A 26,142-nucleotide genomic window follows, 5' to 3' on the forward strand; every position below is an offset into this window, starting at 1 on the left:
AGTGCGAGCAGATTGCCCCTGATTGAATGGCTGCAGAGGCTGTAGGGCATGCGAATAGCAAGACCGAAATGCCGTTTGCTAAAGGGAACATACGAGCCAAAGGAGAAGATGGTTCCCCTGTATGCACATGCCGGCAAAATTGAAGATAAATAACAAGAATATCGTATGCGTAAAATAAAATTAATTTATATTAAATTTATACTAAATTTTGTTTAACTAATTCTTTTCTGATTTTATTCAAACCGGCTTGAATAATACGAGAAATTCTTGACGGAGAGAGGTTGAATTCTTCTGCAATTTCACGAAGTTTTTTATCTTTGTAGAATTTGCATTCAATTAGTTCTTTTTCTCTCGGAGGTAATTTTTTGATGGCTTCTTTGATACTTTCGCTGAGTTCATGAAAAACTATTTTTTCTTCAGGAGTTCTTTTGGAGTCTTTAATTTGTGTAGGAGATTCACCTTCAGCGAGTTCGTCGATAGAAAGTATAGTTTTGTAAACAGCCTCTCTAACTGCTGTTGGATTTTCAGCATCGAGAAGTCCTGTTTCACGCTTATTTTTTAATACATACCATTTGTAACGTCTGCGAACTTCGTTACGAATAGCCCATTTTATAGCTGTAGAAAGGTAAGATTTATTGTAGGTATTTTCATCAACATTTGAGCACAACTTGTGAATGACTTGTGTGCCAATATTTACAAGTTCTGAAAATTCCATCAAATGATTAGACGAGAGCTTTTTATACTCGACTTTAGCTAGAGTTTCAATGAGCTCCATATAATCTTTGATATTAAATTTTTTAGAAGTAGACTCTGTTTTCAAGTTCATGATTATTATAAAACCGATACCCAATTATATAATAGCATAATATATTAAAAGAAGAATGAATGCCACAAAAAAAATATATAAATAGAAATGTTTATTATATTTCTTAATAAGTGGCTTTATAGCAAGGGCAAAACCGGTAAAAATCCGAAAAGTAATATGTAAAAAAACAATAAAAAAGAAAAATAACCGTTGTGCAGGTTAAAAAGCAAGCCAGATGGGAACATGAAGCATAGAAAACATGAGGGAATAAACATAAAAGATTATTAATATTAACAATTGTAAATTTGAATTTAATTGGCTTATAGTCTTTGTGTCGCAATGGTTTTGAGATATTTGTCATTAGAAATAAGTAAAAAATCATGGCAATTATTATTTCTCACGGTTATTTAATAAGTATCCAAATTAAAAAGTAAAGTAATTTAGTAAATAAAGGGGAACGAAATGATCCAAGCACCAAATAGTCAGTATCCACAGGGAATTGCACCACAAGTTGCACAACAACCTGTTCAATTGGCACCAGCACCTCAAGCAGAAACACAACAAGCACCGGTGCAAGGAGGTTATTATAATTATCCGAGTTCAAATTTCTATCAATACCCTCAATCACAATCATATCAACCTAGCTCACAAGCAAATGCAGTAAATATTCAAATTTATAATCCGCAAGCTTACGCAGGAAAAGACGGTCAAGCTCATACCCAAGCTCCACAATTAATGCCGGCACAATATATGCCAATGCCTGCACAAACAGTTCCGGCAGCACCGGTTGCACAAGCAGCACCTGCTCCACAAGCAGTACCTCCTGAACCTGTAGTTCAAGAAGCACCTGCTCAAGCAGCTCAACCAGCTCAACCTGCACAACCGGCTCAAGCAGCAGCTCCTGCTGCCGCTCCACAAGTTGAGCAACCTGCAGACCAAAAAGGTGGAATAGATGTTCCTTCTTTTAATGCAAGACTTCGTTCAGAAAATTTAGATGATCAAGCGTCTGCAATTGAACAAATTGCTGAATTAACACAAAATGATCCTAAATCAGCTACAGCATTGTTGGATACTCAAATTATGGAAGGATTACTTGGCGTAATCGCTAAAGATACAACAGGTTTGCAAGGTCCTACACCAAAACAATTAGAATTAAGACAAAATATAATTTCAGGAAAACAATTAAGTGAAGCTGAACAAAAAGAAGCAAACACAATAACTCCGATGGAAACAGCTGAAAGAAATAAACAATATTCATTGTATACAATAGCATTTTTACAAAACTTATTGTCTTCTGAAGTAGAACAAAGAAACGGAACAAAACTTGATATTAAAGATTTGCCGGCTATTGAACAAGTTGTTCAAACAGCAAAATCAGATCCGAATCCATTGCTTAGAGTCAGTGCATTAGCTTCATTGTCACACATTGCTAAACCTGAATATGCTCCTGTATTAGGTCAAATCTTCGACTTAGCAAAACAAGATTCAGATGCAAATGTTCAAGAAGCAGCTAAGAAAGCTTCTGAACAGTTAGCTCAAATGACAGGCGGAGCACAAGCGGCTCAACCAGCTGCAGCGGAAGCACCAAAAGCAGAAGCACCAAAAGCTGAAGCACCAAAAGCAGAAGAAGCTCCAAAAAAATAATAATTAAAAAGTATATTTAAAAAGCGGCTTAATTTATTGAGTCGCTTTTTTATTTGGTAATAATTGAAAATAGGTGTACAATCAAATTGTTAAGTGAAAGGAATTTTATGGACGAAAATATAAAATATACGCAAGGGGAAGAGTTTGCAAATGCATTCACGCATGCGATAGGTGCTCTTTTGTCAATATATGGGATAGTTATGTTGGCTGCTGCGTCAAGAAGTGCTTTAGAGACTTCAAGTACGGCTATTTTCGGTGCGACATTGTTTATATTGTTCCAGTCATCAACTTTGTATCATGCAATGGTTAATGAAACTGCAAAAAAAGTATTTAGAAAAATTGACCACAGTGCTATATTTTTGTTAATAGCGGGAACTTATACTCCAATATTACTCCTTGTTTTGCCGTTTCCTCATTCAGTTGCTGTAATGTCTATGATTTGGTATTTGGCGATAACAGGCATTGTGTATTCCTGCATGACTTTGAAATTCAAATATTTATCCACGGGGCTTTATTTGTTGCTTGGTTGGCTTTTGATTTTTTTGTTTTACAAAATATGGGTTACAACATCTCATGAAGTGGTCTGGTGGCTTTTAGGGGGCGGAATTGTTTATTCAATAGGCAGTTTGTTCTACCTTTCAAAACGTAGATATATGCATAGTATTTGGCATCTTTTTGTAATTTTGGGAGCCGTAATGCATTATATTGCTATTTTAGAATTATTAAAAGTTCATTGATTTATTAAGCAAAATAAAGTTTTGGACAGCAATAAAAAATTATTGTTAAATACTTGTATGACAGATACTATTAATAAAAAAGTAATTAGCATATTTAATAAATCGAAAATTGCTCCGGAATCGCCTGAGAGTGATATGGTTAAGTATTTCAAGGGTTTTAACTATGTTCGTTTTGATAAAGATTTGAACGGTAGACCTTTTAATGAGGAACATTTGGTTGAGTATTCGGAAAAATGCGAATATATTATAAGGGTAATGCGTGAAAAAAGTACGCATGTTGCTCTTTATAATTACAAGGTGCCACATGATAAGTTGATTGAATTTATTTCAAAATTTGCTAATAATGAATTAAACGGAAAAATTATAGAGATAGATAAATATATCGCGGAAACTTTAGCGTAAAATGTGTGATAATTGTCAAGAGAAGGAATTAGAACTTAATATAGATGCTCAATGTAGCCTTTATCATGTAAATAAGCCATATCAATATGTCGGTGGCGAGCATTTGAGCGTAAATAAAGACTGGGAGTCGACTTCTGTCAGGATTGCATTTGCATTTCCCGATAAATACGAAATTGCCATCAGCAATTTGGGACAAAGAATTTTGTATGGTGACGTCAATAGGCATGAGGATTTTTTGGCGGATAGAGTTTATGCACCGGATTTTGACTATCGTCAAATTTTAAAAGATAAAAAAATTCCGCTATATAGCCTTGAAGCAAAAAAAGAGTTGAAAAAGTTTGATATGATTGGTTTTTCCGCTCAATATGAACTAGCCTATCCCACAATGCTCGAAATGCTTAATCTTGCTGAAATCGGCGTAAAACGTTCAGAAAGGTGCGATGATGACCCAATAATTATTGTCGGAGGGCCGTGCTCGTATAATCCGAAGCCAATGTCTGATTTTATAGATTTGTTTATGATTGGCGATGGCGAAGACTTGATTATTGAAATGATGTCTTTGTATAAAGAGTTGAAATCTAAAAATCTAAACAGGCATGACATAATTGTTGCTTTAGCAGGGCTTGAAGGTGTTTATTCACCTGAACTCAATAATAAGACCAGAAAGAGAATTGTTCAGCTTGATAACGATAATCCACCTGTTACGAATCCTATTCCTTATTCAAGTTCAGTCCATGATAGGGCGGTAATTGAGATTAGACGAGGCTGTGGCAGAATGTGCCGTTTTTGTCAGCCTGGGCATGTCACATTGCCAATCAGGGAGCGAAAAGCTGAGGATATAATTGATTTAGTTAAAAAAACAGTAAAGCAAACCGGGTATAACGAATATTCCTTGCTTTCATTGTCTTCAAATGATTATACTAATATAGAGGAAGTTATTGAGGAATTGTCCTGCGAACTCAATGAAAAGAAGGTATCAGCCTCACTTCCAAGTCAAAGAATTGATAAATATAGTGCGAAGTTAGCTCATCTAGTTCAAGGCGTTAGAAAATCGACAGTTACACTTGCTCCTGAAGCAGGTAGTCAAAGGCTTAGGAATGTAATCAATAAAAATTTGACAGAAGACCAAATTTTAGACACAATTTTCACTTGTTATAAAAACGGATTTACTTCTGTTAAATTATATTTTATTTTGGGGCTGCCCACTGAAACTTACGAAGATTTGGATGAAATGGCAGAACTTTTGACGAAGATAAAATATCGCTCAAAGCTTTTGCGAAATGAATTGGGTCTAAAAGATGTTATAAAAATAACTTGCACGATTTCGATTTTTGTTCCTAAGCCGTTTACTCCGTTCCAATGGCATTCTCAAGACAGTGAAGAAACAATAAAAAATAAAATAAATTATTTGCTTGAGAAAACAAAACATTTAAAAGGTGTGAAGATTAATTATCATACCCGCTTTGTTTCAAAGGTAGAAGCGGCATTAACTCGTGGCGATGAAAGTTTATGCGAATTTATATATCAGCTCTACAAAAGCGGTGCTTATATGACTACTTGGGACGAGAACATTGACTTTGAACAATGGAATAATTTGTCGGCAAAATGCAATATTTCATTGGATGAATTGGCTCAAAGACAATATGATTTAGATGAAGAGTTACCTTGGGACGTAATTGACGTTGGAATTAACAAAGATTGGTTTAAGGCTGAATACAAAAAAGCTATGAACGCCGAAAATACTATTCCTTGCGAATTTAAGTGCGTAAATTGTGGTGTTTGCAAAAACTTTAAAGTCCATAAAGTGGTAGATGAAAAATATGTGCCAAAATTAAAAATGATTGAAGCAACCGAGCAAAAAGAGCCTCATAAATACAGAATAAAATTGTCGAAAGAAAACAATTTGCGTTATCTTTCTCATTTGGATTGGCAAAATACGCTAATTAAAGCATTATTTAGAAGCGGGCTCGATTTGGTATTTTCGCAAGGTTTCAATCCTACCCCTAAAATTTCACTAGGGATAGCACTTCCGATTTTCGTCGAGAGCTCTTGTGAGATGATTGATATTGATGTCTATAATGATGTATCAGAAGCGGAAATGTGTGATTTGATGACAAAAGCACTTCCTAATTCGATAAAAGTGTTAGATGTTAAGAAAGTAAATAAAGATGTCTTATCCATTGATATAATTGCTCAGTGGGCACTTTATGAAGTTGAACCTTTAAAGAAAGGTGTTTTAAAATCGGAAGAATTGTTGTATATTAGAGATAAGATTTCTTCTGATGACGAATTGATTATCGAGAAGAAAAATAAAAAAGGTATTACAAAACTCGTAAACATTAAACCTTCTATAAAATCAGTTGATGTTGTTGAAGACAAAATACAGTTGGTTTTAAAAGTTGGACAAAATGCGGATTTACCATCAGTAAAAGCTGATGTCGTGTTGAAAATGTTCCGTCCTGAAATCGAATTTAAGATAAAAAGAACGAAATTTTTTGATGAAAATCTGAACGAGATTTAAAACGAGATTTTATAGATTTGAAAAGGAAATTTTATGGCTAAATCAATTATCATTGCGGAGCGTGACAATGTCGCTGCCGTAATGGAAAACGGCAAGGTTAGTGAGTTCTTTGTTAACCGTGGAGAAATTCTGTTGAACGATGTTTATTTGTCGACAGTTGATAACATTCTTCCAAGTATTGATGCTGCATTTGTTAATGTAGGTTCAGACAAAATGGGCTTTTTGCACGCAAATGATGCAATCGGTAAAGGTTCATTAAAAGACAAATTAACCCCGAAACAAAAACTTATAGTACAGGTTGTTAAAGAACCTACAGGACATAAAGGTCCGAGAGTTACTACTCAAATAAGTCTTCCGGGGCGTTTTTTGGTTCTTATGCCTTATGAAACAGGCGTGAATGTCAGCAGAAAAATCGTTTCGTCAAAAGAACGTGCAAGACTAAAATCTGTTGTCGGTTTGCTAAAGCCTGTCGGAGTTGGTGTTATTGTCAGAACAGAAGCTGAAAATCAACCTGACGCTGATATTCAAGAAGATTTGGAATTATTGTTGGAAAAATGGAACGGTATTATTACCGCTGCTGAAACCCATGAAGCTCCAAGCCTTTTGTATCGTGACCAAGATTTGTTGTATAGAGTCATGAGAGAAGCTTGTAGCGAAGATGTTAAAGAAATTGTCTTGGATTCATCTTTTGCAATGCATAGAACTCAACAAATTTTGCAAAACTGGAATATGAAAAAAAATATTGAGCTCAATGTCTATAAGGGTACAGAACCATTATTAGTTGCTTCAGGTGTTGCAAAAGAAATAAAAACAGCACTTCAAACGAAGGTCAATCTTCCTTGTGGCGGATATTTGTTTATTCAAACAACAGAAGCGTTAACGGTTGTTGACGTAAATAGCGGTAAGTTTATAAGCTCTGCTACACAAGATGAAACAATTTTGAAAACGAATAAAGAAGCAGTCCACGAAATTGCACGTCAGTTAAGGCTTCGTAATATCGGCGGAATGATTATAATTGACTTTATCGACATGAACAGCAGAAATGACAAACTTGCTATTATGGAAGAAATGGAACTTGCTCTTGAAAATGATAAAGCAAAACCTCAAGTCGGTCAGCTTTCGGATTTAGGATTGGTAGAGCTTACAAGACACAGACAGGGGCAAGCTTTGGCGGAAATTTTCGGCAAAAAATGTCCTCATTGCGGTGGCTCTGGCTTGCTTCCTGAAGATTTGACTTTCTCATCTTCTGTTGCTGAAGGCGAGTACAAGGCAAAAGCTGCAAAATTAAAAGTTCCTGTTCAACAAGTTAAGAATAAAAATCAAGCTCATAAATTTAATAAGGTGTTTAATTACCAAAATCCTGAGCAAAATACTGAAAAGACAGAAAAAACTGAAACTTCTCAACAAGAACAAACTCAATACAGACAAAATCAAAATCAAGATAGACCGTTCAATCGAAATAATAAACAACGATTCAACAAAAATAATAATAGACGCTTTGAACCGAAACCTCAAGAAGCGTTAAAAGATGAAACTCAACCTCAAGAAGTCACCGTTGAGGCAAAACAAGAAGTTGTTTCTCTCGATGTAAAAAATGAACCTAAAATTGATGTTGAAATAAAAACGGAAAATTCACCTGCTAAGGTTGAAGAGGTTGTTGAAACTAAAAATGAAAAGATAGAAGAAGTTTCTAAGCCTGAAACAAAAAAAGAAGCAGAAGATAAAAAAGAACCAAAAACAAGAGGCAGAAAACCTCGTGTGACTAAATCCGTAAAAGAAAAAGCCACAACAAACTCTGAAAGTGAATCAAAAAATGAACAAGTCGCTTTAGATGTTGAACCTAAAAAAACAGCAAAACCGAGAGGTAGAAAACCAAAGGCTGCAAAAAATGAAAACCCAACTGAAAAGGTAGAAAAAGATGAAGTTACAGCATAAGTTAGGTTTAATATTCTTTAACTTTTGCCTTTCTGCAAGCTGTGCGTTTGCAGCTACTTCAAAGAGTTCTGAGGCTTCATTCGTAATGAAAAAATTCGGCTTTACGATACTCTTAGTTGTACTTTGTATAATTTTGATTTTGGGAATTTTACTTTTGTATAAGAAAGTATTTCTGAAAAAAACAAAAACGCAAGCAGAAGACACTTCTGAACTTTCACTAAAGTCGCCTACAGATACAATAGAGGCTATAGACAGCTTTTTAGAACGGACAAAACCTAACAGATAGATGGTTTTCCGATAGAATCAACAAGATGCTCTATGACGTCAGGCATTTTACACACAAAAGAGTAATGCCCAGATGAAACAGAGCATTTTTTACAATTTGAATTAATCTTGTAACATTCAATTGCTTGAGGTGTCCAGTTTTGCATTATCGAATCTGAAATAGAATTATTTTGCGATACATAAATCTCAGAGCTGATATAAGGATTAACAGCCTTTTTTAGCATGAACAAATCCCTCCTCTTTATCCCCACTATTAGTATAGTGCTTTTTGAGAGGGGGTTACTCCTCTAGTTAAATGAATTGATTTTTTCTTCAAAAACGTTAAGGATAGCCGAGTTGTAATAGTTTGAGGCTTTTGAGAACGGATAAACTTCAGTTTGGAGTTCTTTTTTGATGGAAGCAATAGTTTTTTGTATTTGAGAGCGTCCGATGCAGTCGATTTTAGTTGCAACGACAATATAAGGAAGTTCGTTGTATTTAATCCATTCAGACATTTGGTGGTCGTTTTTTTGAACGGGATGTCTGGCGTCAATAAATTGAACTAACGCAACGAGTTCTTTTCTTTGGAGAAGATATTCTTCAATGTTTCGTTGCCAATCGTCTTGCATTTTTTTTGATACTTGAGCGAAGCCATATCCGGGTAAATCGGCGATGATGAATTTTTCATTAATATCAAATAGATTAATAAGTCTGGTTTTTCCAGGCTTGTTGCTTGTTTTAGCGAGCCCTTTTCTGTTGACAAGATTATTTATAAAAGAAGATTTCCCAACGTTAGAGCGTCCGATGAGAGCAAACTCAGGAAGCTTTAAATCAGGGCATTCTTTGATAGAAGGAGCACTAGTTATAAATTTTGCGTTGTTGATTTTCATCGAAAAATTTCTTTTTGTATAAAACGTTAGATAATAGTCGGTAGACTTTTTCGTTGTTATAAACAGTCAATTGAGCCTCATTTTCTTGAACATCTAGTTTCATCGGGAGCTTTCTTGAAAAAATGTTGGTTTCGACATGCATAACACGTATAATCCTTTTGTGAATTATACTTAGTGGGCTAGATAAAAAAGTTTCGAACGTTTTAAAAATATTCACAAGTTAATAATAGCAGAAGCGGAAAGATTTTCCAACATAGCATTAAAAATTATTACCGATTGTAATTGTTTGAGTAACTGTTAATTGATGTATTTGGAGTGCAAAGATTTCTCAGAGAAATTGTCCGAACAAAGCTAAAAATATCAGTCATTGTGTTTGCAAAATAAAAGCCGGCATGTTAGCCGGCTGAATAAACCTTTTCCTTTTCCTCATTATAAGAACAATGAATATCCAAAATCTTTTTTGATATTATTGTCTAAAAGCTTTTGTTGAGATTCAAGATTTGAAGAAATAGCTTTAGCGACTGTTTCAAGTTTTTTTTGTTGCATATCCAAAGCGTTGTCTTCTTGTTGAAGTAGCAATAATTTCACTTTAGAATCTTCATTTGAGTACCAGTCTTTAGTGCCCATCAAAGCAGATTCTTGGTCAGTCAATCTGTTTCTTTTTTCGGTAATTCTCATCAAGTCAGCGTTAACATTAGTTTGTTGTAAAGTTAAAGTAATAACGCTTAAATGTGCACCAGCTACTGCCATATTATATCTCTCTTTCAATCTCTGATTTGTAAATCTCTCGTACTTATATAAAAACAGAGTTGAGTAGATAATTGATATATATGGAGTATATACTTTACATTTGTTTACAAAGGTTATTTTTTATGTTTAAGTATTGAATTTATTCGTTGTGTAGCGTATGTCGAATATTCGTTTTGCTCTTTGTTTAATGCTGTAAATTTTTTGTAAGCAGCAAGAGCTGATTGAAAACTTTCTGTTGCATCATAGGCATTTCCAAGTGAATAATAAGCTAGGGCGTAGTTTGGATTTAGCTTTAATGTTGTTTTAAAATCGTTGATAGCTAAGATATTTTTATTTTGAGCAACGTAAACCAAGCCCCTGTAATAGTAGGCATCTCCTGTTGATGGAGCAAGAGCAATAACTTTGTTTAATAGATTTAGAGCATCTTTGTAGTTTTGGGTGTCAAAAGCGTAAAAGGCTTTTTCTTGAAGGGTGTTAACTTCTTGATCGACAATAAATTTGTTCAATTTTTTAATTTTTTGATTGTCAGGTGCTATTTTTAATGCTTTTTGAATATATGGTTTAGCTTTAGAATAATCTTCTTTGTTTACATATAAGAAAGCGAAGTAGTAGAGAGTGTCTGGATTGTTTTCGTCCATAGAAAGAGCTTGATTTAAGTATTTTAGGGCTTCTTGTGTGTTGTTAAGATATTGGTAGCAAGAGGCAATTCCTAGTGTTATATCGATAGTTCTAGGTGAAATAGCTTCGTAGACTGAAATAGCATCTTCATATAGCCCGTTTTTGATTAGCTCAAGAGCTTCGTTAAGCGGGTCATCGGCAGTTAGTGCAATCATCTTGTTGTATTTTTTTCTGATTACAGGGTCATCTTGAGGAAGAATTTTTTGAGCAGCTGCGATTGAGTCTTTAGCTGATTGTTTGTCTCCTTTTGTGTTATAAAGTTCAGAAAGCTCGATGTAAGAGTCGGCACTATTCGGGTTTATGAGTAATGCTGATTTATAATATTCAATCGAGTCATCAATTTGTTTGTTGTTTTTAAGCAATTGAGCGACTTTAATGTAGCCGTCGACAGCTAGAGGGGTGTCTTTGTATTCAGGATAAATTGAGTCGACGATTTCTTTTTGCGGACTTGCCGTTTTTAAAGTTTGATATAAAGCTATTTTTATATTTTCGTTTTTTGGGTCATTTTTAATGAGCATTTTGTATTCTGCTTGAGCCTCCGGCATTCTGTTTAAGGAGGCAAGACATTCAGCTTTTTTCAATCGTACCGAATTGTTAAGCGGAGTTGAGAGCAAAACAGTGTTGTAAAAAGGTAAAGCCTTATCGTAAGCATTTGTCAATGTGTATAAATCAGCGACTTCCAGTCTTATAGTTTTGTTAGATGGAGCTAAATTCAGAGCTTTTTGATAAGAAGATAGGGCATCTTCATATTTGCCTTCAAGCTTGTAGATAGAACCAAGAGTGGCATTGAGGATGGGGGAATTAGGCTTATTGGTAAGTTTAGATTTAAAAATATTTTCTAAAGTTGCAAGCATTTCAGGGTTATTTTTTGACATAGAAATGACTTGTTTGTATTGTTGAATTGCGTCAGATTGGTTGTAGTTACGTTCGTATGCTTGAGCTAATTTCAAAGCCAAAGCCGAATCATTAGGGCTTTTTTTAAGCATATTTTGAAGTAATATAATCTCTTGACTATAATCAGGCTCAATAAGGGATTCTCCGATGGATGATGAGGATTGATAAGTTTGAAGAAAAGGATTAGTATTGTTTGAAGGAGTATCTTCACCAAAGGTATTTATAATTTGATTAGTTTCAGCAATTGAAGTTCCGCAGTTTAATGCAGAAATAATAAGAGCTGTGAGTAATAAATTGCCGAAAGATTTTTTACGCATATAATAATCCTTTTAAAAGTAAGATATTCCAATAAAATTATACTACATTGTTTGAAAATTCAAAAGCAATAAAAGGAATATACGCAACAAAAAAGGTGAAAGCATATAGCAATCACCTTTTTGTTTATAAAGAAATTAATTATTTCTTTTGGTTATCTTCGTCATCGACGATTTCAATTTGACTAGCAGCTGCGAATACATCTAAAAGATTTGTTCTGTTGTCAGCGATAGGAGCCAATTTGCTTGCTTGTTCAGCTTGAAGAGGAAGTTTGTTAAGTTGTTGAGCTTCGTTCAATGCTGTAGAGTCGATGGTTGGGTTTTCTTGGTAAGCAGGATCCGGATCAGGATCTGGGTCAGCCGGTTTAGGAACAGGTCTGTTGTTTACTAAGAGGATTTTTTCTTCGCCAGCGTTGCCGTATTCAATGTGGTGTCTTTGGTTGAATTTGCCGTCTTCAGTTGGAACGAATGAACCTGTAAGTTCGTAATCTGCAGTAGAAGTGAATGTTCCGCCAGCTTCCATATATGATCTTGGGTTGCCTTGTTCATCTACAGGACCTTCTGAAGTGTAAGGTAGACCTGCGATAACTGCTTTAGAGTCGATAGTCAAGTCGTTTTTAGCGATTGCACTTGATACAGAAAGAGTTCCTGCAGTTTTTAAGGTTACATCATTACCACCTTTAGCAACTACGCCCAATTGTCTGTTGTCTGCGTTTGTCAAGGTGACGTTAACGTCGTGACCAGCGTCGAAGTTAGCTTGAATACCTTTGATATCTAATGTTTTTGGAGTTGTGATATCTTGAGCAGCTTTGACTTTTAAAGTTTTAGCTGAGATAGCAGTGTCGTTGAATTGGACAGAGCTGTTAGTTGAAGTGATAGCAGCTGTTTCGCCTGCTGTGATATCTATTTTGTTTACGTTGAAGTTACCTGATTTAGTAAGTTCTACGTTTTTCGCTGCTGTGAAAGTTGTTCTGTTACCAGCGATTAGGTTGTCCAGTGTGTTCATTTTAATGCTTGCGGCAGCTGATTTGATGTTTACGTTGTTATTAGCTGTCAAAGTAGAGTTTGTAATGTCTGAAGTGTTGATATCATTGACTGCTGTAACGTTTACGTTGTTGCCTGATACTTTAGAGTTGTTGTTGATAGCAATAGAGCCACCGGTTAAAGATGTGTTGTTGTTTGATTTAATAGTGGAGTTATTTACTGCTAAAGTTGAATTTTTATCTACCAATATGTTGTTAGATGTACTTGAGTATTTACCGCCTGCGATGAAAGCACTATCGGTAGCAGTGATTGTTGAATTTTTAACAGTTGCGTTTTGACCTGAAACTGAAACATAACTTCCGTCAATTGCAGAACCAATGATGTCTGTAGTTCCGCCATTTGTTGATTTAGCCATAAGTTGTGCAGTGTTAGCAGCTTTTATTGTAGCATTGTCTGTTTTAAGAGCTGTTTCAGAGGTTATTCCTACATTTCCTTTGGTTGAAGTAATATTTGAATCAGCAATTTTGATTGCTTTGTCAGCTGTAATATTTACATCATTTTTGATAGTAGCTTTAGAGTTGTTGCTGATATCAATGTTGTTTTTAGAATAAGCTGTGAAAGTATCTGAAATAGCAGTCATTTTGTCTGCAATAACGTTACCTTTAGCGTTGATATCGATTGATTGACCTTTTAGAGTTGCACTTCTCATCCAAACACCATAGTCACCGTCAGGAGTTGATGGGTTTTTGATTTTGATAGCTTTTTCAGCGTTGATAGTTGAATCAAGAACTTGAGCAGCTTCTCCGCCTGAAATAGTTACGTTAGTACCGTTTAAGTTGGTTCCGTTGTTGTTTCCTTTTTGGATAGAAGCAGTGCCTGAAGCTTCAACAACTACGTTACCTTGAGCTTTTACGGTAGAGTCTTGAAGAACTGTGTCACCGTTTACAGTGCCGAATGTAACGTCGCCAACACCGGCGTATGCACTGTTGCCTGTTGTAGTTACAAAATCACTTGATAAAACAGATGTTTTTGTACCTGATAATAATGCGATTTTGCCAACGCCTGCGTTTGCAGCAGCTGAATCTTTGTTAGCTGTAGTAAAAGTTGAGTCTTCAACGACGATTTTTCCGTTAGCAGTTAAGAAGATACTTCCGTCTTCACCTCTTACAGCTTTAGTAGCTTTTAAAGAAGCACCTTTAGCGAAGATACCACTAGCAGCACCGGTTGAAGCGTTTCTAATGTCGATACCGCCACCTTCAATCGCACCGTTAAGAATGATTTGGCTGTTGTCGGTAGTAGTTGCAACATTGTTGTCAGTAAGGTTGTAAGTTGCACCGCAGTTGTAATAGTTAAAGTTTACACCGTCGCCAGTAACAAGTCTTACTTTACCGTAAGTTTGTCCGTCTGAGTTTGGAATGTTAGATGTTTTAATCATAGAGCCTTTTAAAGCAGTGATGTTTGAAGCAGCCATATTGACGCCTTTAGCACCGATGATTGTAGCACCTGAATCAATTGTTATGTTACCAGAGTTAGAACCTTTTGTAAGTTCTAATCTTTTCATTTCGTTGTCATATTTTCCGTCAAATGATGAAACTGTGAAAGAGTTCAAATTTACAGATGAACCGTTACCGAAGAAAGCACCGTTAGGGTTCAATAAAAGAACTTTACCGGTATCAGCACCGATACCATCGTTTGTGATTTGACCATAAATATATGACATACCGCCTGAAGCTTTTACTAAGTTCAAAGCAGTTTGGTTATGGTCATTAAATCTGAAATTAACGCCAGCATTGCTACCTACGTTAAATGAATTCCAGTCAGCGGTAGTTGTTCCGCCTTGACCGCCAGTCAAGCTAACGTTCATATTGTTGCCTGATGTTGTGACTTTACCGTTTTCGATGGAGCCTAAACTAGGTAGGACATTAGCACCGATATCGGCCATAGCCATCGAACCAAGACAACTGTAAACGATTAAGCTTGCAGCTAAAATCTTACTTGTTTTTTTTCTCATAGATAATTCCTTCTATATTGTTCGACTAATATGTGTATATTAATTTGAAAACTCATCAAAATAAAAATTGCTACAAAAAACAGGCATGTAATCTAAATATATCTTTAAAAAAGAAATTGATATGGCGATAAAACCTTGTAGATGTTGCGTTTAGGGCTTTTTGTATCGTTTGTATAAGTTCAATTGTTTTTTAAGTTTTGTAACTTCTTAAGAAAAAAATCCTCTATTATTAGCAAGTCTTAACATGTTGGCATATTCTAATATTTAGATTATGATTAAATAATCAATACGATAGTTTGAGTATTTAATGTTAGATATATAATATATTTAATAATAAATAACCACGTATAGAGAATGAGAAATAGGAATATAACATTAATGAAAAAGACATTATTAACTCTTAGTGTTGCCATGTTTTTGGTTTTGCAATCTTCTGCTGCATTTGCGTTAAACACTTATTCAGCTCCGATGTCAGGATTTGACGCAGGAGTAATTGATAATTCTAACTTTATGCAACTAAAAGAGACAGAAGCTAAAAAACATATTGAGGCGACTAAAGACCCTGCGGTTGTTGAAGAAGAAGTTCGTAAGAAAATGGAACTTTTGAATTCTGAGCAGGTTTCTTTTAAATTAAATACAATAACAATAGAAAAAAATACGCAAATTTCGACAAATGAACTTATGAGGCTAGTCGATTTTAAAATAGGCAAAATGGTTACAATAAACGATTTGATTATGTCAGCTAATGATATTACTGATTATTACCAATCCCGAGGTTATCTTTCTACGATAGCTTATTTGCCTCCTCAAAAAGTTCAAAACGGTAATATTACAATTGTTATATTGGAAGGTAAATACGGCAAAGTCGATATAACAGGCAATAAATGGGCGAAAGCTACATATTTGAATAAAACATTTTTAAAAGACCAAGGAATTGTTGAGGGAAATGTTTTAAATGTAAATGATATTAAACAATCACTACAAAATGTCAATGGTGTTGGATATATGAAAGCTAATATCGAAATCCAAGACAATGAGGAAAGTGAAGAATTTTCTGATATTACATTGAATGTCAAAGATAGATTCCCGATAGATGTTGACCTTAGATATGATAATCAAGGTAGAGATGTAATCGGCTCACAACGTGGAGTTTTATACGCAGGCTTGTATAATGTTACGGGGCACGGTGACAGATTGTTGGGTACGGGTGTATTTTCATCTCGTTCAGTAGGTGCGGGTGCTTTTTATACTATTCCGATAGCTAAAAACGAAACTAAATTGAATTTAGGTTATTCATATTCTCATGTAAAACTTGGAAAACAATTTAAAGAATTTGATATGACAGGGGATTCAAACAATTATTTTATCGGAGTTTCCAGAAGATTAGCTCAAGGTGATGATTACAGATTATATGGTGATGTCACATTTGATATGAGGGATTCTAAATCAAGAATCGGAATTGTTGATTATACTCAAGAATATAAAACCAGAGCACTTAGATTTACGTTGACTGATATCAAAGACGATTTTTACGGTAAATGGTTGTTTAACGGTTCAGCAGGAGTTGGTATTCCATTATTGGGTGCTACTAACGGAAGTTCAGATAGGCAATTTGCAAGTAACAATTTTGTTAAGTTAAATGCGAATGTTGCTCGTATGCAAGTTCTTCCTAAAAATTGTTTAGGCATCTTCCAGTTGAACGGACAATATGCAAATAGAGCATTGTTTGCATCTGAAAAAATGCAATTTGGTGGTATTTCATCAGTAAGAGGCTTTGATGAAGGTTATTATATCGGTGACTATGGTTTAACAGCCAGCTTGGAATTCAGAGCACCTGTTCCATATTTGAGGCATGTTCTTCCTGATAAATACAAATTTATAGATGATAGTATTCGATTAGCGGCATTTTATGATATTGGTTGGTTAGGTGACAGATTCTCCTCTGATCCTACAAAGACCTTGATGAGTGTCGGACCTGGTGTTGTTCTTAAGTTAACAAAATACTTATCAGGCAACTTCTATTGGGGTATCCCGATTGCAGGCAAAGATGATGAAGTTAAGTCTTGCAGATTCCACTTCACATTGACATCAAATGTCCTTTAACTTTTGGATAGTAGATATTTATACAAATTAAAAGAGCCCTCAAAAGAGAGCTCTTTTTTAATTTATTAGAATAATGATTGACCTTCAAAAAGATTTCTAACTCTTTTTTGTTCATCTTCGTGATTTTTTATGGCTTCATCTTCTTTAATTTCGGATTTTGTTTTTTCAATTTGCTTAAGTTCAATTAATTTGTTGCTTTTTGCTCTGTCTTTTTTTGAAAAATTGAATTTAAAACTGTCGAAAAGCCCGTATTCATAGTCACTTTCGTACGTGCCGAAAGAGGCAGCATTAGCACTCACTGACAGTGATGAAAAAAACAAAGATGCAATTAATAAACATTTAAAAATTTTCATATTGATATTATTACACAAAAACAGAGGTCAAGATGAATGACCTCTGTTTGTTGATTTTATTAAGCTCTTGCGAAGTTTGTAAAGAATAATTTAGCAAAAGTTTGATTTGAATTTAAGTTAGCTCTAAGGATATTAGCAGCAGCTGTTTGTTTTAGTGGAGATACTTCTGTTGGTAATTGAGGGTCTATATTTACACCTGCATCAGGGTCTGAGTCTTTGTTGCTTTCAGAAGAGCCTGGTTTTTCCGGATTAACTTCAGCTGGTTTTTCTGGATTAACTTCAGCTGGTTTTTCTGGTTCAGCTGGTGTTTCTGGTTTTGCTGGTTTTTCTGGTTCAACTTCACTTGGGATATCCGGGTTTGGTTGTGGAGTTGGGTCTGTATCCGGAGTTGGGTCTGGAGTTGGAGTTGGTGTTGGTTTTTCTGGGTCAACTTCACTCGGGATATCAGGATCTGGTTGCGGAGTTGGGTCTGTATCCGGAGATGGGTCTGGAGTTGGAGTTGGGTCTGGAGTTGGAGTTGGGTCTGGAGTTGGAGTTGGGTCTGGTTTTTCTGGGTCAACTTCACTCGGGATATCTGGATCTGGTTGTGGTGTTGGGTCTGGATCCGGAGTTGGAGTTGGGTCTGGATCCGGAGTTGGTGTTGGTGTTGGGTCTGGATCCGGAGTTGGTGTTGGTGTTGGAGTTGGGTCTGGATCCGGAGTTGGTGTTGGTGTTGGAGTTGGGTCTGGAGTTGGTTTCGGGTCCGGAGTTGGTTTTGGGTCCGGAGTTGGAGTTGGGTCTGGTGTTTTGTCTGGTGTTTTGTCTGGTGTTGGGTCTGGTGTTGGATCCGGTGTGGTTGCTCCGCCTGTTTCTTTTCCTTCAACACAAGGACAATCGCTGTTTTCGCCGTTACCTTCAACGCCTACTAATTTTATAACATCACCTGTATATAATGTTGTGTTTCTTCTTTCTTCAGCTACGTTGTCATAGTTTTTGTAGTCATGAGTTGCTGTTTTTCTTGCTCTTGTATAGTTTCCGTCTTTGTCTACTGTTCCATAAATGTCCGGGTTGTTGTCCATAATTGCTTTTTCAAGTTTATTATAATCTTCAGAACCGACTTTTATGTCTGGATAGTGATTTTTGATGATTCTAGAAAGACAATTATCTGTTTTTGGGTCATTGCTCCAAGGTTTTACAGTTGCTGATTCAGCATCTGGAACATAATCTTTTGATAAACCTATAGTGTCACCTTTTACGATGGTGCCGTTATAGTCAATTTTGTGTTCACCTGTAGAATCTGCAGATGTATCTTTATCAAAGAAGTTTACTGTAGTAGACCCTTTGTCGTCATGTGCTTCGTCGCATGTACAATTTACATTAACTTTATAGCCTTTGTCTGTTTTTTCAACGCTGATTTCAGCGTCGCCATCAATACCATCACGTTCAAAATGGTCGCAATAATCGATGTCTATAGTTTTATCTTGTGTGTTTTTAGGGTCTTTTAAAGCCTCATTTCCTTTAAGCCCTTTGAAATAATTCATAATTTGATCTTCAACATTAAATACACTACCTGAATTGGTTGTGTTTGATGTGCTGTTAGCACCCTTGTTAGTTGTTGAAGTTGTCTTTGGTGTGTAGTCTACGTTGATTCCATTGATGTTGAATCCGCTCATTTGAAACTCTCCTTAATATCTCTTTTTCATAAATTAAATTTATTTAATTGGATATTCTAATAAAGTAAAATAGTTTTTAAAAATTGCTATATTTCTTCTATAAAAAGTATATACTTTAGCTTGCAAAAGCGTTGATGCATACAATAGAAACGTGTAAATTATTATAATAATTGCTTATTGGGGAAATGAAAATTTTAAGTGCGAAGTTTACAAAACTTAATTTATTCCCAAATTATTCTTAATGAACATATAATATCGCCTGTGTTTTTGTTTTTTAAAGTATGAAGAGTCGTCTTGTCATCTTCGATATATTCAGCGATAGATAATACTTGATTGCCGTATTTTAATTCTTTTTTATAGTTAATTTCCAATTCAGAGATTGTGTGATTGGCTCTAAACTCAAAACCGAGTACTTCAAGAGCCCAAGTCAAATAGTTTGCGTTGTTGACGTGTTGGTTGATGTCAATGTCATCGTATCTGACATCGTAAGTTTTTTCAAAATCTATTTTTTGAACTTCAGGAATTTTTGCAAAGTTAGTTTGAAAAACGTCTTTTTCAAGATAAGGAAATTCATTCAAAACTTTAGAGGGGACGACGATTTTTCTGGTGTTAAAATCAGTCAAAACCCAAGAGCTGGAAACAAGAGCGATTTTGTCGCCGTTAGGAGCATATATTTCGAAATCTCTAAGGCAGGAAAGTTTTTGGATTTTTTTCGGCCAAGTTTTTATTGTGATTTTTTCAATATTTTGAGGCCAATTGTATATTTTAAGGTGATATTTTAAAAGGAACCACCCCAAACATTTAGGGGCAATGAAGGAGTAGCCAAAGCCGAGCATTTCAGCGTGCACTGCTGCTATATCTTGTAAAAAATTCAATAAAACAGACTCTTTAAGTTTGTTTTTATAATCTACTTCGTAGAATTTAATTTCATAATCTTTTTCAAACATAGTTCAAATAATAATATAAATATAAAAGTAAAGCTACAAATTTAAAAAAGTGCAAGATATAAATTACCTTGCACTAATTGTAGCAAATTATGTTTGAGCACTTTGAATGAAAGAATTGACTCTTGTAATACTTTCATCAAGGTCGTTGTTAAGGACAGATATTTTTTGGTAGAATTTATCAATTTTTGATTGAATAGGGGCTTCGGGGCTTAAATATAAAGCCTCAAGTAGATTTATTCGTTCTTTCAAGACATTTCTGACATCATTTAGTTGAGCGATAGAAGCATTACCTTTTTGATTAATTAAATCAACGCAGGAGTTATGAACTTCCATCAAAGCAGGGAGTGCATCTTTTGGAGCAATTTCTTTTATGGAATCAGAAGATGCAACTTGCTCCATATAGGCTTTGTAAGCATTTAAAGCTTCTTGGTCAGCAGGTGTTTCAGCTTCAAATTTATTGTCAATATCTTTTAAAAGATGAGCACTGGCTTCTTTGTAAGATGGGTATTGAATATTATTCTGAGCTACAAAATCATCAATTAATTGATTTAAAACGTCCGCCGTTGAGAAAGACGAAATGATAGTGTCTTCTGTTTCTTTTATATAATTTTTAACAGTTTGCGGCTTGAAAGTTTTCATGATGACTTCAGCTGCTTTTTCGCTTAATCCGGTTTGAGCGAAGAATATTTTTAAAGTAGAGTTGTTGTTTCTATCGCTTTGAAGCATTTGAATAAGGTATTGTAACCCAGTGTCAGTATTGAGCTTACAATATTTTCCGTTAGAGAGAGTGAAGCCGAACTTGTCGAGGTAATTAGCTGTTTTAGAGGAAAGTCCGCAGTTTTCGTTTTTGACCAGTCGGTATTCAACAGAAGCCAAATTAGCAGCTTTCATAGCTGTATCCATATAGTGTCTTAAAGCTTCTGTTTTTTCTTTGTCGTTATTTCCATTTTGTAGAGTATTAGTATATTCGTGGAGCAATTCTATAGGAGCTGTTGTAATGTGTCTTTTTATTGCAAGATTAGTCAATTTTGTTTGAGCTTCAGCAGTTTCTTTAGAACGAGGATTTTGAGCATATTGATTCATCCATTCACGAATGGCATGATTAACGTCATCTCTATATTTTGGTCTAACATTCAATTCTGTATATTGATTTATGTAGGCGTCAAGTTGTTTCTTTAATTGAGAGTTGCCGTCATGCATAGCTTTAGCATTCACATTTTGTGCGTCAAGCATTTTGAAATAGTCTTTAATTTTTGCATAATTATCAAGGATAACTTTGTTGTCGACATTTCCTTTTCCTTTTTGAAGCTCTTTTAATATAGTTGAAGTTTGTTTTGTCAAATCTTGAACAGAGCTGTCATTTTTAGTCATTTTGTTAAGTGCAGAAAAACCAGAAACAGCGTTTTCATAGTTATCAGGCGTGTTGAATTCTTTTACAGAGCCTAAAGAACCATTGATATGGCTGAATTTGTCCACAACATCAGCGACGTAATTTCTGCTTTTGATGTTTGTTGCGTTTTGGGATAATGCAGACAAAAATTCATTGACAGATTGAGAGAGTTCTTCGTTTGTGAATATTTTGAAGTCTGAAAAGGCAGGTCTTACTTGATATTTTTCAAACATTTGACCTTTATATCTATTTATATATTTTTGAGTATCAAGATTGGTGAGTGATATATAGAGATTTCTATATAGGATATCGGAGTTATAGTTTTTGATACTGTTAGGGTCTTCTTCGTTGATATTTTCTTCAGGTATTTCTCTAATTCCTTTTGTTATTACGTTATAAGAGATAATATCTTCAAGAACTTTAGTCACTCTGTGATTTTGAGCATTTATTCGTTGAACATATTCGTAAGGATGCTTGTAGTTGATTCCGGCATCTTCTTCAGTCATTTCATCGAGAATTTTTTTGAAATCTTTTGATTTCATGTTTTGAAGATTTTGAATAATTTTGACAGCATCTTCATCAGTTCTCGGGTTATATTTTTTGTCAATCCATTTTAGAGCTATTTCTGCAAAGTCAGGATCAGCATCTTTTAAATCATCTAAAGAGTTAATTGCGACATTGTTTTGAATAGATTGAACCAATACATCTTTGACCATTCTACCGATTTCATTAGCTTTAACAGGGTCTTGAACCTTGCTTCTGATGGTTTTATAAGTGTTATAAGTCAAAACATTTTCGATAGAATCTAAAGAGCCGTCGAGTTTCATTTCTTTTTGGGTAAAGATGGCGTCTTTTATTTCTTTATAATCGCCAAGTTTAAGGTTATATCTAAGAGAAGCTTTGCTTAAAATTTTGTCTAAATCTTCATCTGCACCCATTTTTATTATTTCTAAAGATTCCGGGACTTTGTTAAAAAGAACGGCGTAATAATTTTTTTGTTCTTGGAACAATTCTTTTTTGAAGTTTTCCAAATCTTCGTTAGTTTGAATTTCAGTGACGGCTTCTTTTGTTTCCATGACAGGAGCAGCCTCATATACGGCAAGTTTTTTAAGCATAAGTTTAAGAGGGTCATTTTCGCTTAAGGCGTCATATTTTTCTTTGGAAGTGAGTTCATTTTCAATACGTTTAAAATATTTATCTGTTTCAAATTCAGCGACAGAGTCCAAACTTTCAAGAGCTTTGATATTGATGTGGTCTTTTTGAACAAGTTTTTCAAACATATCAAGAGTAGACTTTGTAGAATTTATAGTAAAGATTTTGTTAAAGACTTTTCCGACTTGTTCATCTTGTCTTTCATCGAACCCTTGAAGCCTCATACCGTTGAAAAGAGGGTATTTTTCATTAGAGGATTCTTCAGTTCCGAATCTTGATTTTAAATCAACGATAGGGGTACCGGTCATATATTTGTCAGAGAAAATATATCCGTTGTGACCGCCGTAACCATCTTCATAGTCTGTGTGATATTGCCCGTCTTCAGCGAGCCATTTACCTTTTTCTTCGGCTTTGCCCCAGCTGTTGTCGTGCCAAAGTACATCTTGCATAACTTTTTCTTTAGTTTTTTCATCAATCAATTCTACAGGGCTAATTTCAGCGACATATTGAGCGTGACCGGAATATTCAGTATCTGAAACTTGAGTAGAACTAGTGCCGGAGCCGTCCCCTTTTTTAATAGTGTCGACGATTTTGTCAATATTTGATTCGTTATGGTAGGGTTTTCCTGTCATTTGTTCAAAAATTCTGATAGATTGGTTGTCGAAAAGACCGGAGGTGCCTTCTTCGCCAATCCAGAAACTGCCACGCAATTTACCTGTTTCGTCGTATAAAGCGTCAAGCTCTGGTTTTAGATATGCATTTACGAGTTTGTATTTAGAATTTGCATATTTTTTTATTTTAGGGAAATTAGTATCAATAGAGTCGAACATTGTCAATTGTTCGGGAGTAAATTTATAAATAGATTTGTCAGGTTTAACTTTTACCCCTTTATCTTTTAGCTTTTCTTCTTTAACTTTTACATCGAAGTCAGCGTCAAATTTATCTTTAAGATTGTCGAGTTGAGGTTTAGAGAGGATAAAGCCTGATTTTTCGAGTTCAGAGAGCACAACATCTTCTCTTGATTTCATATCGAGTTTTTGTTGAAGATTGTTGAAATCATTTTGAGTGTTAAAAATGGTATCCGCAATATTTTGTACGCCTTGTTGTAGTGATACAGCAGAGCCGATATTGGAAGTAATTTCATTGTAAGTTTTTTGGTCCATAGGTGAGTTTAGTGTTTGAATAAAGAATTGGAACATTTTAGCAGCGAAATCAAATTCATCATCATACCCCAAAATTCTATACATTTCGTTGAGTTGTTTTTGATTAGCTCCGTCGTTAATATTTTTCAAATAAGAATTAATTTTAGCGGAGACTTCTTCTTTTTTAGGTGGAATGTGAGCGGCTTGAGCGACGTTTGAAATAGTGTTTTTGTCGCCATCGTCGACCAATTTTTTAACTGATTGGATAGAATAATTTAATATTGTGGCTCTGTTACCCATAGACATTTTTTGTAAGGCAGAATCTATTTTTAGATGGTTTTCGACTTCAATTTTTCTGGTTTCTTTATTTAATGCAGATTGGACAGCATCTTTTGTAGGCTGAACATTAAGTTTTTGAGCCAGAGAGTCGACTTTAGCATTATTGTCGAGTTGCTTAGAGAGCCTATTTATTTTTTTGAGAACCTGAGTTTCTCTTGGAGGAATTTTAAGGCTGTTTTCATATTGAGCAACATTTCCCGCAACATTTAGTTGAGCGAGTACAGACTGTCTGTGAGTAGCAGCTAGTGTGTATAATTTTTTGTTATAAGTATATTTTCCTTTTTTCGTGTTAAAGTTTTTGAGCTTTTTAAGAGCCTCGTTATCAGCGTGAGCTTCTTGGTACATAAGGAAAATGTTATCTATATTTTTGTTTAAGGTATCTTTGTTGACAGAAGGAATAGAAGCAGTTACAAATTTTGCAATAGTAGCTTTTTGTATGTCTTTAGATTCTTTGGAATGGAGCACTATTTTTTTGTCGTTGCCTTGTGAGTCTTGAGGTTCAGCGAGTTTTATAATTCCCTCTGTTACTTTTTGCAACTCAGTGGTATTTGCTTGAGGGGCTGCTTCTTGAATATAATTTTTAATTTTAGCAGAAGCTTTTTCGAGTCCGAAGACATAGCTATTTTGATTTTCGCCTATTTCTCTTTGAATTTTCTTTTCAGATTTTTTGGTTTTTTCAACAGCTTCAACGGCATCTCTTTCTTTAATGAGGTGTCTTAAATATTGTTGAGAAGGTTGAAATTCTTCTGATAAATCGTTATACCAAAAGCTATCTTTGAATATTTCATAATTATCGTTATCAAATGGAGTGTAAGAAGCAATAGAAGATGTACCATCACTGATAGTACCGGCCATGTGCATCCATTGGTGTGCAGAAGCATCAATCAACCTGTAACCTTTTCTAAAGGCATCATTAAAATCGACATAAGTTTTTTTGACGGGAACTTTTTTACCTTCATCAAGTTTAGTGACGTCATAAACATGCATCGTGTCAGAATCGCTTAACTCGTCAAAGATTATGTCGAGATATTGAGGTTTATATTCATAAGCCATAGCTTTTCTGCTGATGGAAATTGCAGCACACATGCCTGATTGTCTTTGATTTACGCCTTTAATTAATAAAGGTTTTTGTTTTGGTGTTTCGATTAATAAATCGTTTAGGACTTCGTCCATAGCTTGAAGTTTTTTATCTTTTAGTTGTTGATTAATATTATATTTATCAGACAAGAAGTAGTTAAATTTTTGCATGCATTCAAGTTTTTGATTCATCGGAATTTCAGAAGAAGCAAGGAAGTAGTCGAGATTTTGTGAGATGTTGGTAGCGTGTTCTATTTTTTCGGAATCATCAAAGATGTTGGTCATAGGTGAAGATAGTAGAATTTTATTTTTTAATTTTAACAATTTTTTTTCTTCAGCGGAAAGTGGTATTTTTTTAGCGAAAGTTTCAGCAAATTCAGATTCCAAATCATGTTTTCTTTGGGAGGTGCTTGTTTTCAAACCATTTTCGATGGTAGTTTTTAGGAGGTTATCCCAGTTTGTATTTTGTTTTTCGTCAGGATTTGATTGATTTAGAGAATCGGCGAATTGCGAATTACCTTTAACGCCGTATCTTAAAGATTGAGCGGTACCCATTAGAAATTCAAGGTTTTCGTCAGTAGGTTTTTTAGCAATGGAGTTGAGGGCAGCAAGAATGTTGAGCTTTTTGTTTGGCAGAATAGGCGACTCACCTTTAGTCAGCACATTTATATTGTTAATATCTTCTCTATCCCCTTTAAAAGCAGGTTTTTTGGTGCTCAAAGAGCTAATTCCTGAAACGATCATAAAAATTCCTCATATCCATGTTGTTATTGTAGTTGGTGTATGAACGCCTTGAAATGAAATTTTTTGCGTAATTTAAACAATAATAAGGGTATTTTTTACAATTATTTACACGTTAAACTTGTTTTTCCAAGTGAAATGTGGTTTTACATCGCCATACCAAAAAACGATATTCAGAGCTTCTTTAGCCTAACAAAACTCCTGCAACACTGAAAAAAAAGAGAACTTTTTACTACTAACCAAGCTGTATTCAGAGCTTCTTTAGTCTAACAAAACTCCTGCAACACTGAAAAAAAAAGAGAACTTTTTACTACTAACCAAGCTGTATTCAGAGCTTCTTTAACCTAACAAAACTCCTGCAACACTGAAAAAAAAGAGAACTTTTTACTACTAACCAAGCTGTATTCAGAGCTTCTT

The 26,142-nt window shown here is 34.9% G+C and carries 18 protein-coding genes; 7 read left to right on the forward strand and 11 right to left on the reverse strand.

Annotated elements, in window-relative coordinates; all coding sequences use genetic code 11:
• Positions 1 to 196: 196 nt before the first annotated feature.
• Complete coding sequence (locus PHV37_01345) at positions 197 to 826, reverse strand: sigma-70 family RNA polymerase sigma factor (GenBank protein MDD3236726.1); 630 nt, start codon at positions 824 to 826, stop codon at positions 197 to 199.
• 441 nt (positions 827 to 1,267) lie between these two features.
• On the opposite strand from PHV37_01345, the gene PHV37_01350 reads away from it, so the two are divergent.
• From PHV37_01350 to PHV37_01375, 6 genes are all read left to right on the forward strand, one after another.
• A complete protein-coding gene (locus tag PHV37_01350) occupies positions 1,268 to 2,449 on the forward strand; it encodes a hypothetical protein (protein ID MDD3236727.1) in 1,182 nt (393 codons plus the stop codon).
• 107 nt (positions 2,450 to 2,556) lie between these two features.
• Positions 2,557 to 3,186 carry a hemolysin III family protein gene (locus PHV37_01355; protein ID MDD3236728.1) on the forward strand — a complete coding sequence of 210 codons (630 nt, stop codon included), beginning with the start codon at positions 2,557 to 2,559 and terminating at the stop codon, positions 3,184 to 3,186.
• Positions 3,187 to 3,243: 57 nt separating this feature from the next.
• Complete coding sequence (locus PHV37_01360) at positions 3,244 to 3,588, forward strand: hypothetical protein (protein MDD3236729.1); 345 nt, start codon at positions 3,244 to 3,246, stop codon at positions 3,586 to 3,588.
• A gap of 1 nt (position 3,589) precedes the next feature.
• Positions 3,590 to 6,109: a TIGR03960 family B12-binding radical SAM protein gene (locus PHV37_01365; GenBank protein MDD3236730.1), complete on the forward strand. Its 2,520-nt coding sequence runs from the start codon at positions 3,590 to 3,592 to the stop codon at positions 6,107 to 6,109.
• A 33-nt stretch (positions 6,110 to 6,142) separates the two neighbouring features.
• Positions 6,143 to 8,044 carry an Rne/Rng family ribonuclease gene (locus PHV37_01370; protein ID MDD3236731.1) on the forward strand — a complete coding sequence of 634 codons (1,902 nt, stop codon included), beginning with the start codon at positions 6,143 to 6,145 and terminating at the stop codon, positions 8,042 to 8,044.
• Positions 8,045 to 8,129: 85 nt separating this feature from the next.
• Complete coding sequence (locus PHV37_01375) at positions 8,130 to 8,330, forward strand: hypothetical protein (GenBank protein MDD3236732.1); 201 nt, start codon at positions 8,130 to 8,132, stop codon at positions 8,328 to 8,330.
• On the opposite strand, the gene PHV37_01380 is transcribed toward PHV37_01375, so the two are convergent.
• The 6 genes from PHV37_01380 to PHV37_01405 all read right to left on the reverse strand — a co-directional run bounded on the left by PHV37_01380 (position 8,320) and on the right by PHV37_01405 (position 14,829).
• Positions 8,320 to 8,553, reverse strand: coding sequence for a hypothetical protein (locus PHV37_01380; GenBank protein ID MDD3236733.1), 234 nt, complete (start codon positions 8,551 to 8,553; stop codon positions 8,320 to 8,322). The genes PHV37_01375 and PHV37_01380 overlap by 11 nt on opposite strands.
• 63 nt (positions 8,554 to 8,616) lie before the next feature.
• The gene (gene yihA, locus PHV37_01385) at positions 8,617 to 9,198 is read right to left on the reverse strand and encodes a ribosome biogenesis GTP-binding protein YihA/YsxC (GenBank protein ID MDD3236734.1); all 582 of its coding nucleotides are present in this window, start codon (positions 9,196 to 9,198) and stop codon (positions 8,617 to 8,619) included.
• On the reverse strand, positions 9,167 to 9,340 hold the full coding sequence (locus tag PHV37_01390; GenBank protein ID MDD3236735.1) for a hypothetical protein: 174 nt from the start codon (positions 9,338 to 9,340) through the stop codon (positions 9,167 to 9,169). Before PHV37_01390 ends, yihA begins: the two co-directional genes overlap by 32 nt.
• Before the next feature lie 287 nt (positions 9,341 to 9,627).
• Positions 9,628 to 9,948, reverse strand: coding sequence for a hypothetical protein (locus PHV37_01395; GenBank protein MDD3236736.1), 321 nt, complete (start codon positions 9,946 to 9,948; stop codon positions 9,628 to 9,630).
• Positions 9,949 to 10,061: 113 nt separating this feature from the next.
• Positions 10,062 to 11,837, reverse strand: a complete 1,776-nt coding sequence (locus PHV37_01400; GenBank protein ID MDD3236737.1) for a tetratricopeptide repeat protein — start codon at positions 11,835 to 11,837, stop codon at positions 10,062 to 10,064.
• A gap of 139 nt (positions 11,838 to 11,976) precedes the next feature.
• Positions 11,977 to 14,829: a filamentous hemagglutinin N-terminal domain-containing protein gene (locus PHV37_01405; protein ID MDD3236738.1), complete on the reverse strand. Its 2,853-nt coding sequence runs from the start codon at positions 14,827 to 14,829 to the stop codon at positions 11,977 to 11,979.
• Positions 14,830 to 15,207: 378 nt separating this feature from the next.
• On the opposite strand from PHV37_01405, the gene PHV37_01410 reads away from it, so the two are divergent.
• Positions 15,208 to 16,932 carry a ShlB/FhaC/HecB family hemolysin secretion/activation protein gene (locus tag PHV37_01410; GenBank protein MDD3236739.1) on the forward strand — a complete coding sequence of 575 codons (1,725 nt, stop codon included), beginning with the start codon at positions 15,208 to 15,210 and terminating at the stop codon, positions 16,930 to 16,932.
• Between the two features lie 65 nt (positions 16,933 to 16,997).
• Here PHV37_01410 and PHV37_01415 read toward each other — a convergent pair whose 3' ends face one another.
• From PHV37_01415 to PHV37_01430, 4 genes are all read right to left on the reverse strand, one after another.
• A complete protein-coding gene (locus tag PHV37_01415; protein MDD3236740.1) occupies positions 16,998 to 17,285 on the reverse strand; it encodes a hypothetical protein in 288 nt (95 codons plus the stop codon).
• Between the two features lie 59 nt (positions 17,286 to 17,344).
• Positions 17,345 to 18,937 (reverse strand): hypothetical protein, encoded by a 1,593-nt coding sequence (locus PHV37_01420; GenBank protein ID MDD3236741.1) that lies wholly within the window; start codon positions 18,935 to 18,937, stop codon positions 17,345 to 17,347.
• 221 nt (positions 18,938 to 19,158) lie between these two features.
• Positions 19,159 to 19,884: a thioesterase gene (locus PHV37_01425; GenBank protein ID MDD3236742.1), complete on the reverse strand. Its 726-nt coding sequence runs from the start codon at positions 19,882 to 19,884 to the stop codon at positions 19,159 to 19,161.
• Between the two features lie 87 nt (positions 19,885 to 19,971).
• A complete protein-coding gene (locus tag PHV37_01430; protein MDD3236743.1) occupies positions 19,972 to 25,728 on the reverse strand; it encodes a hypothetical protein in 5,757 nt (1,918 codons plus the stop codon).
• Between the last annotated feature and the right edge of the window lie 414 nt (positions 25,729 to 26,142).

It is taken from the genome of Candidatus Gastranaerophilales bacterium (assembly GCA_028693235.1).
Classification (GTDB): domain Bacteria; phylum Cyanobacteriota; class Vampirovibrionia; order Gastranaerophilales; family Gastranaerophilaceae; genus JAQUVW01.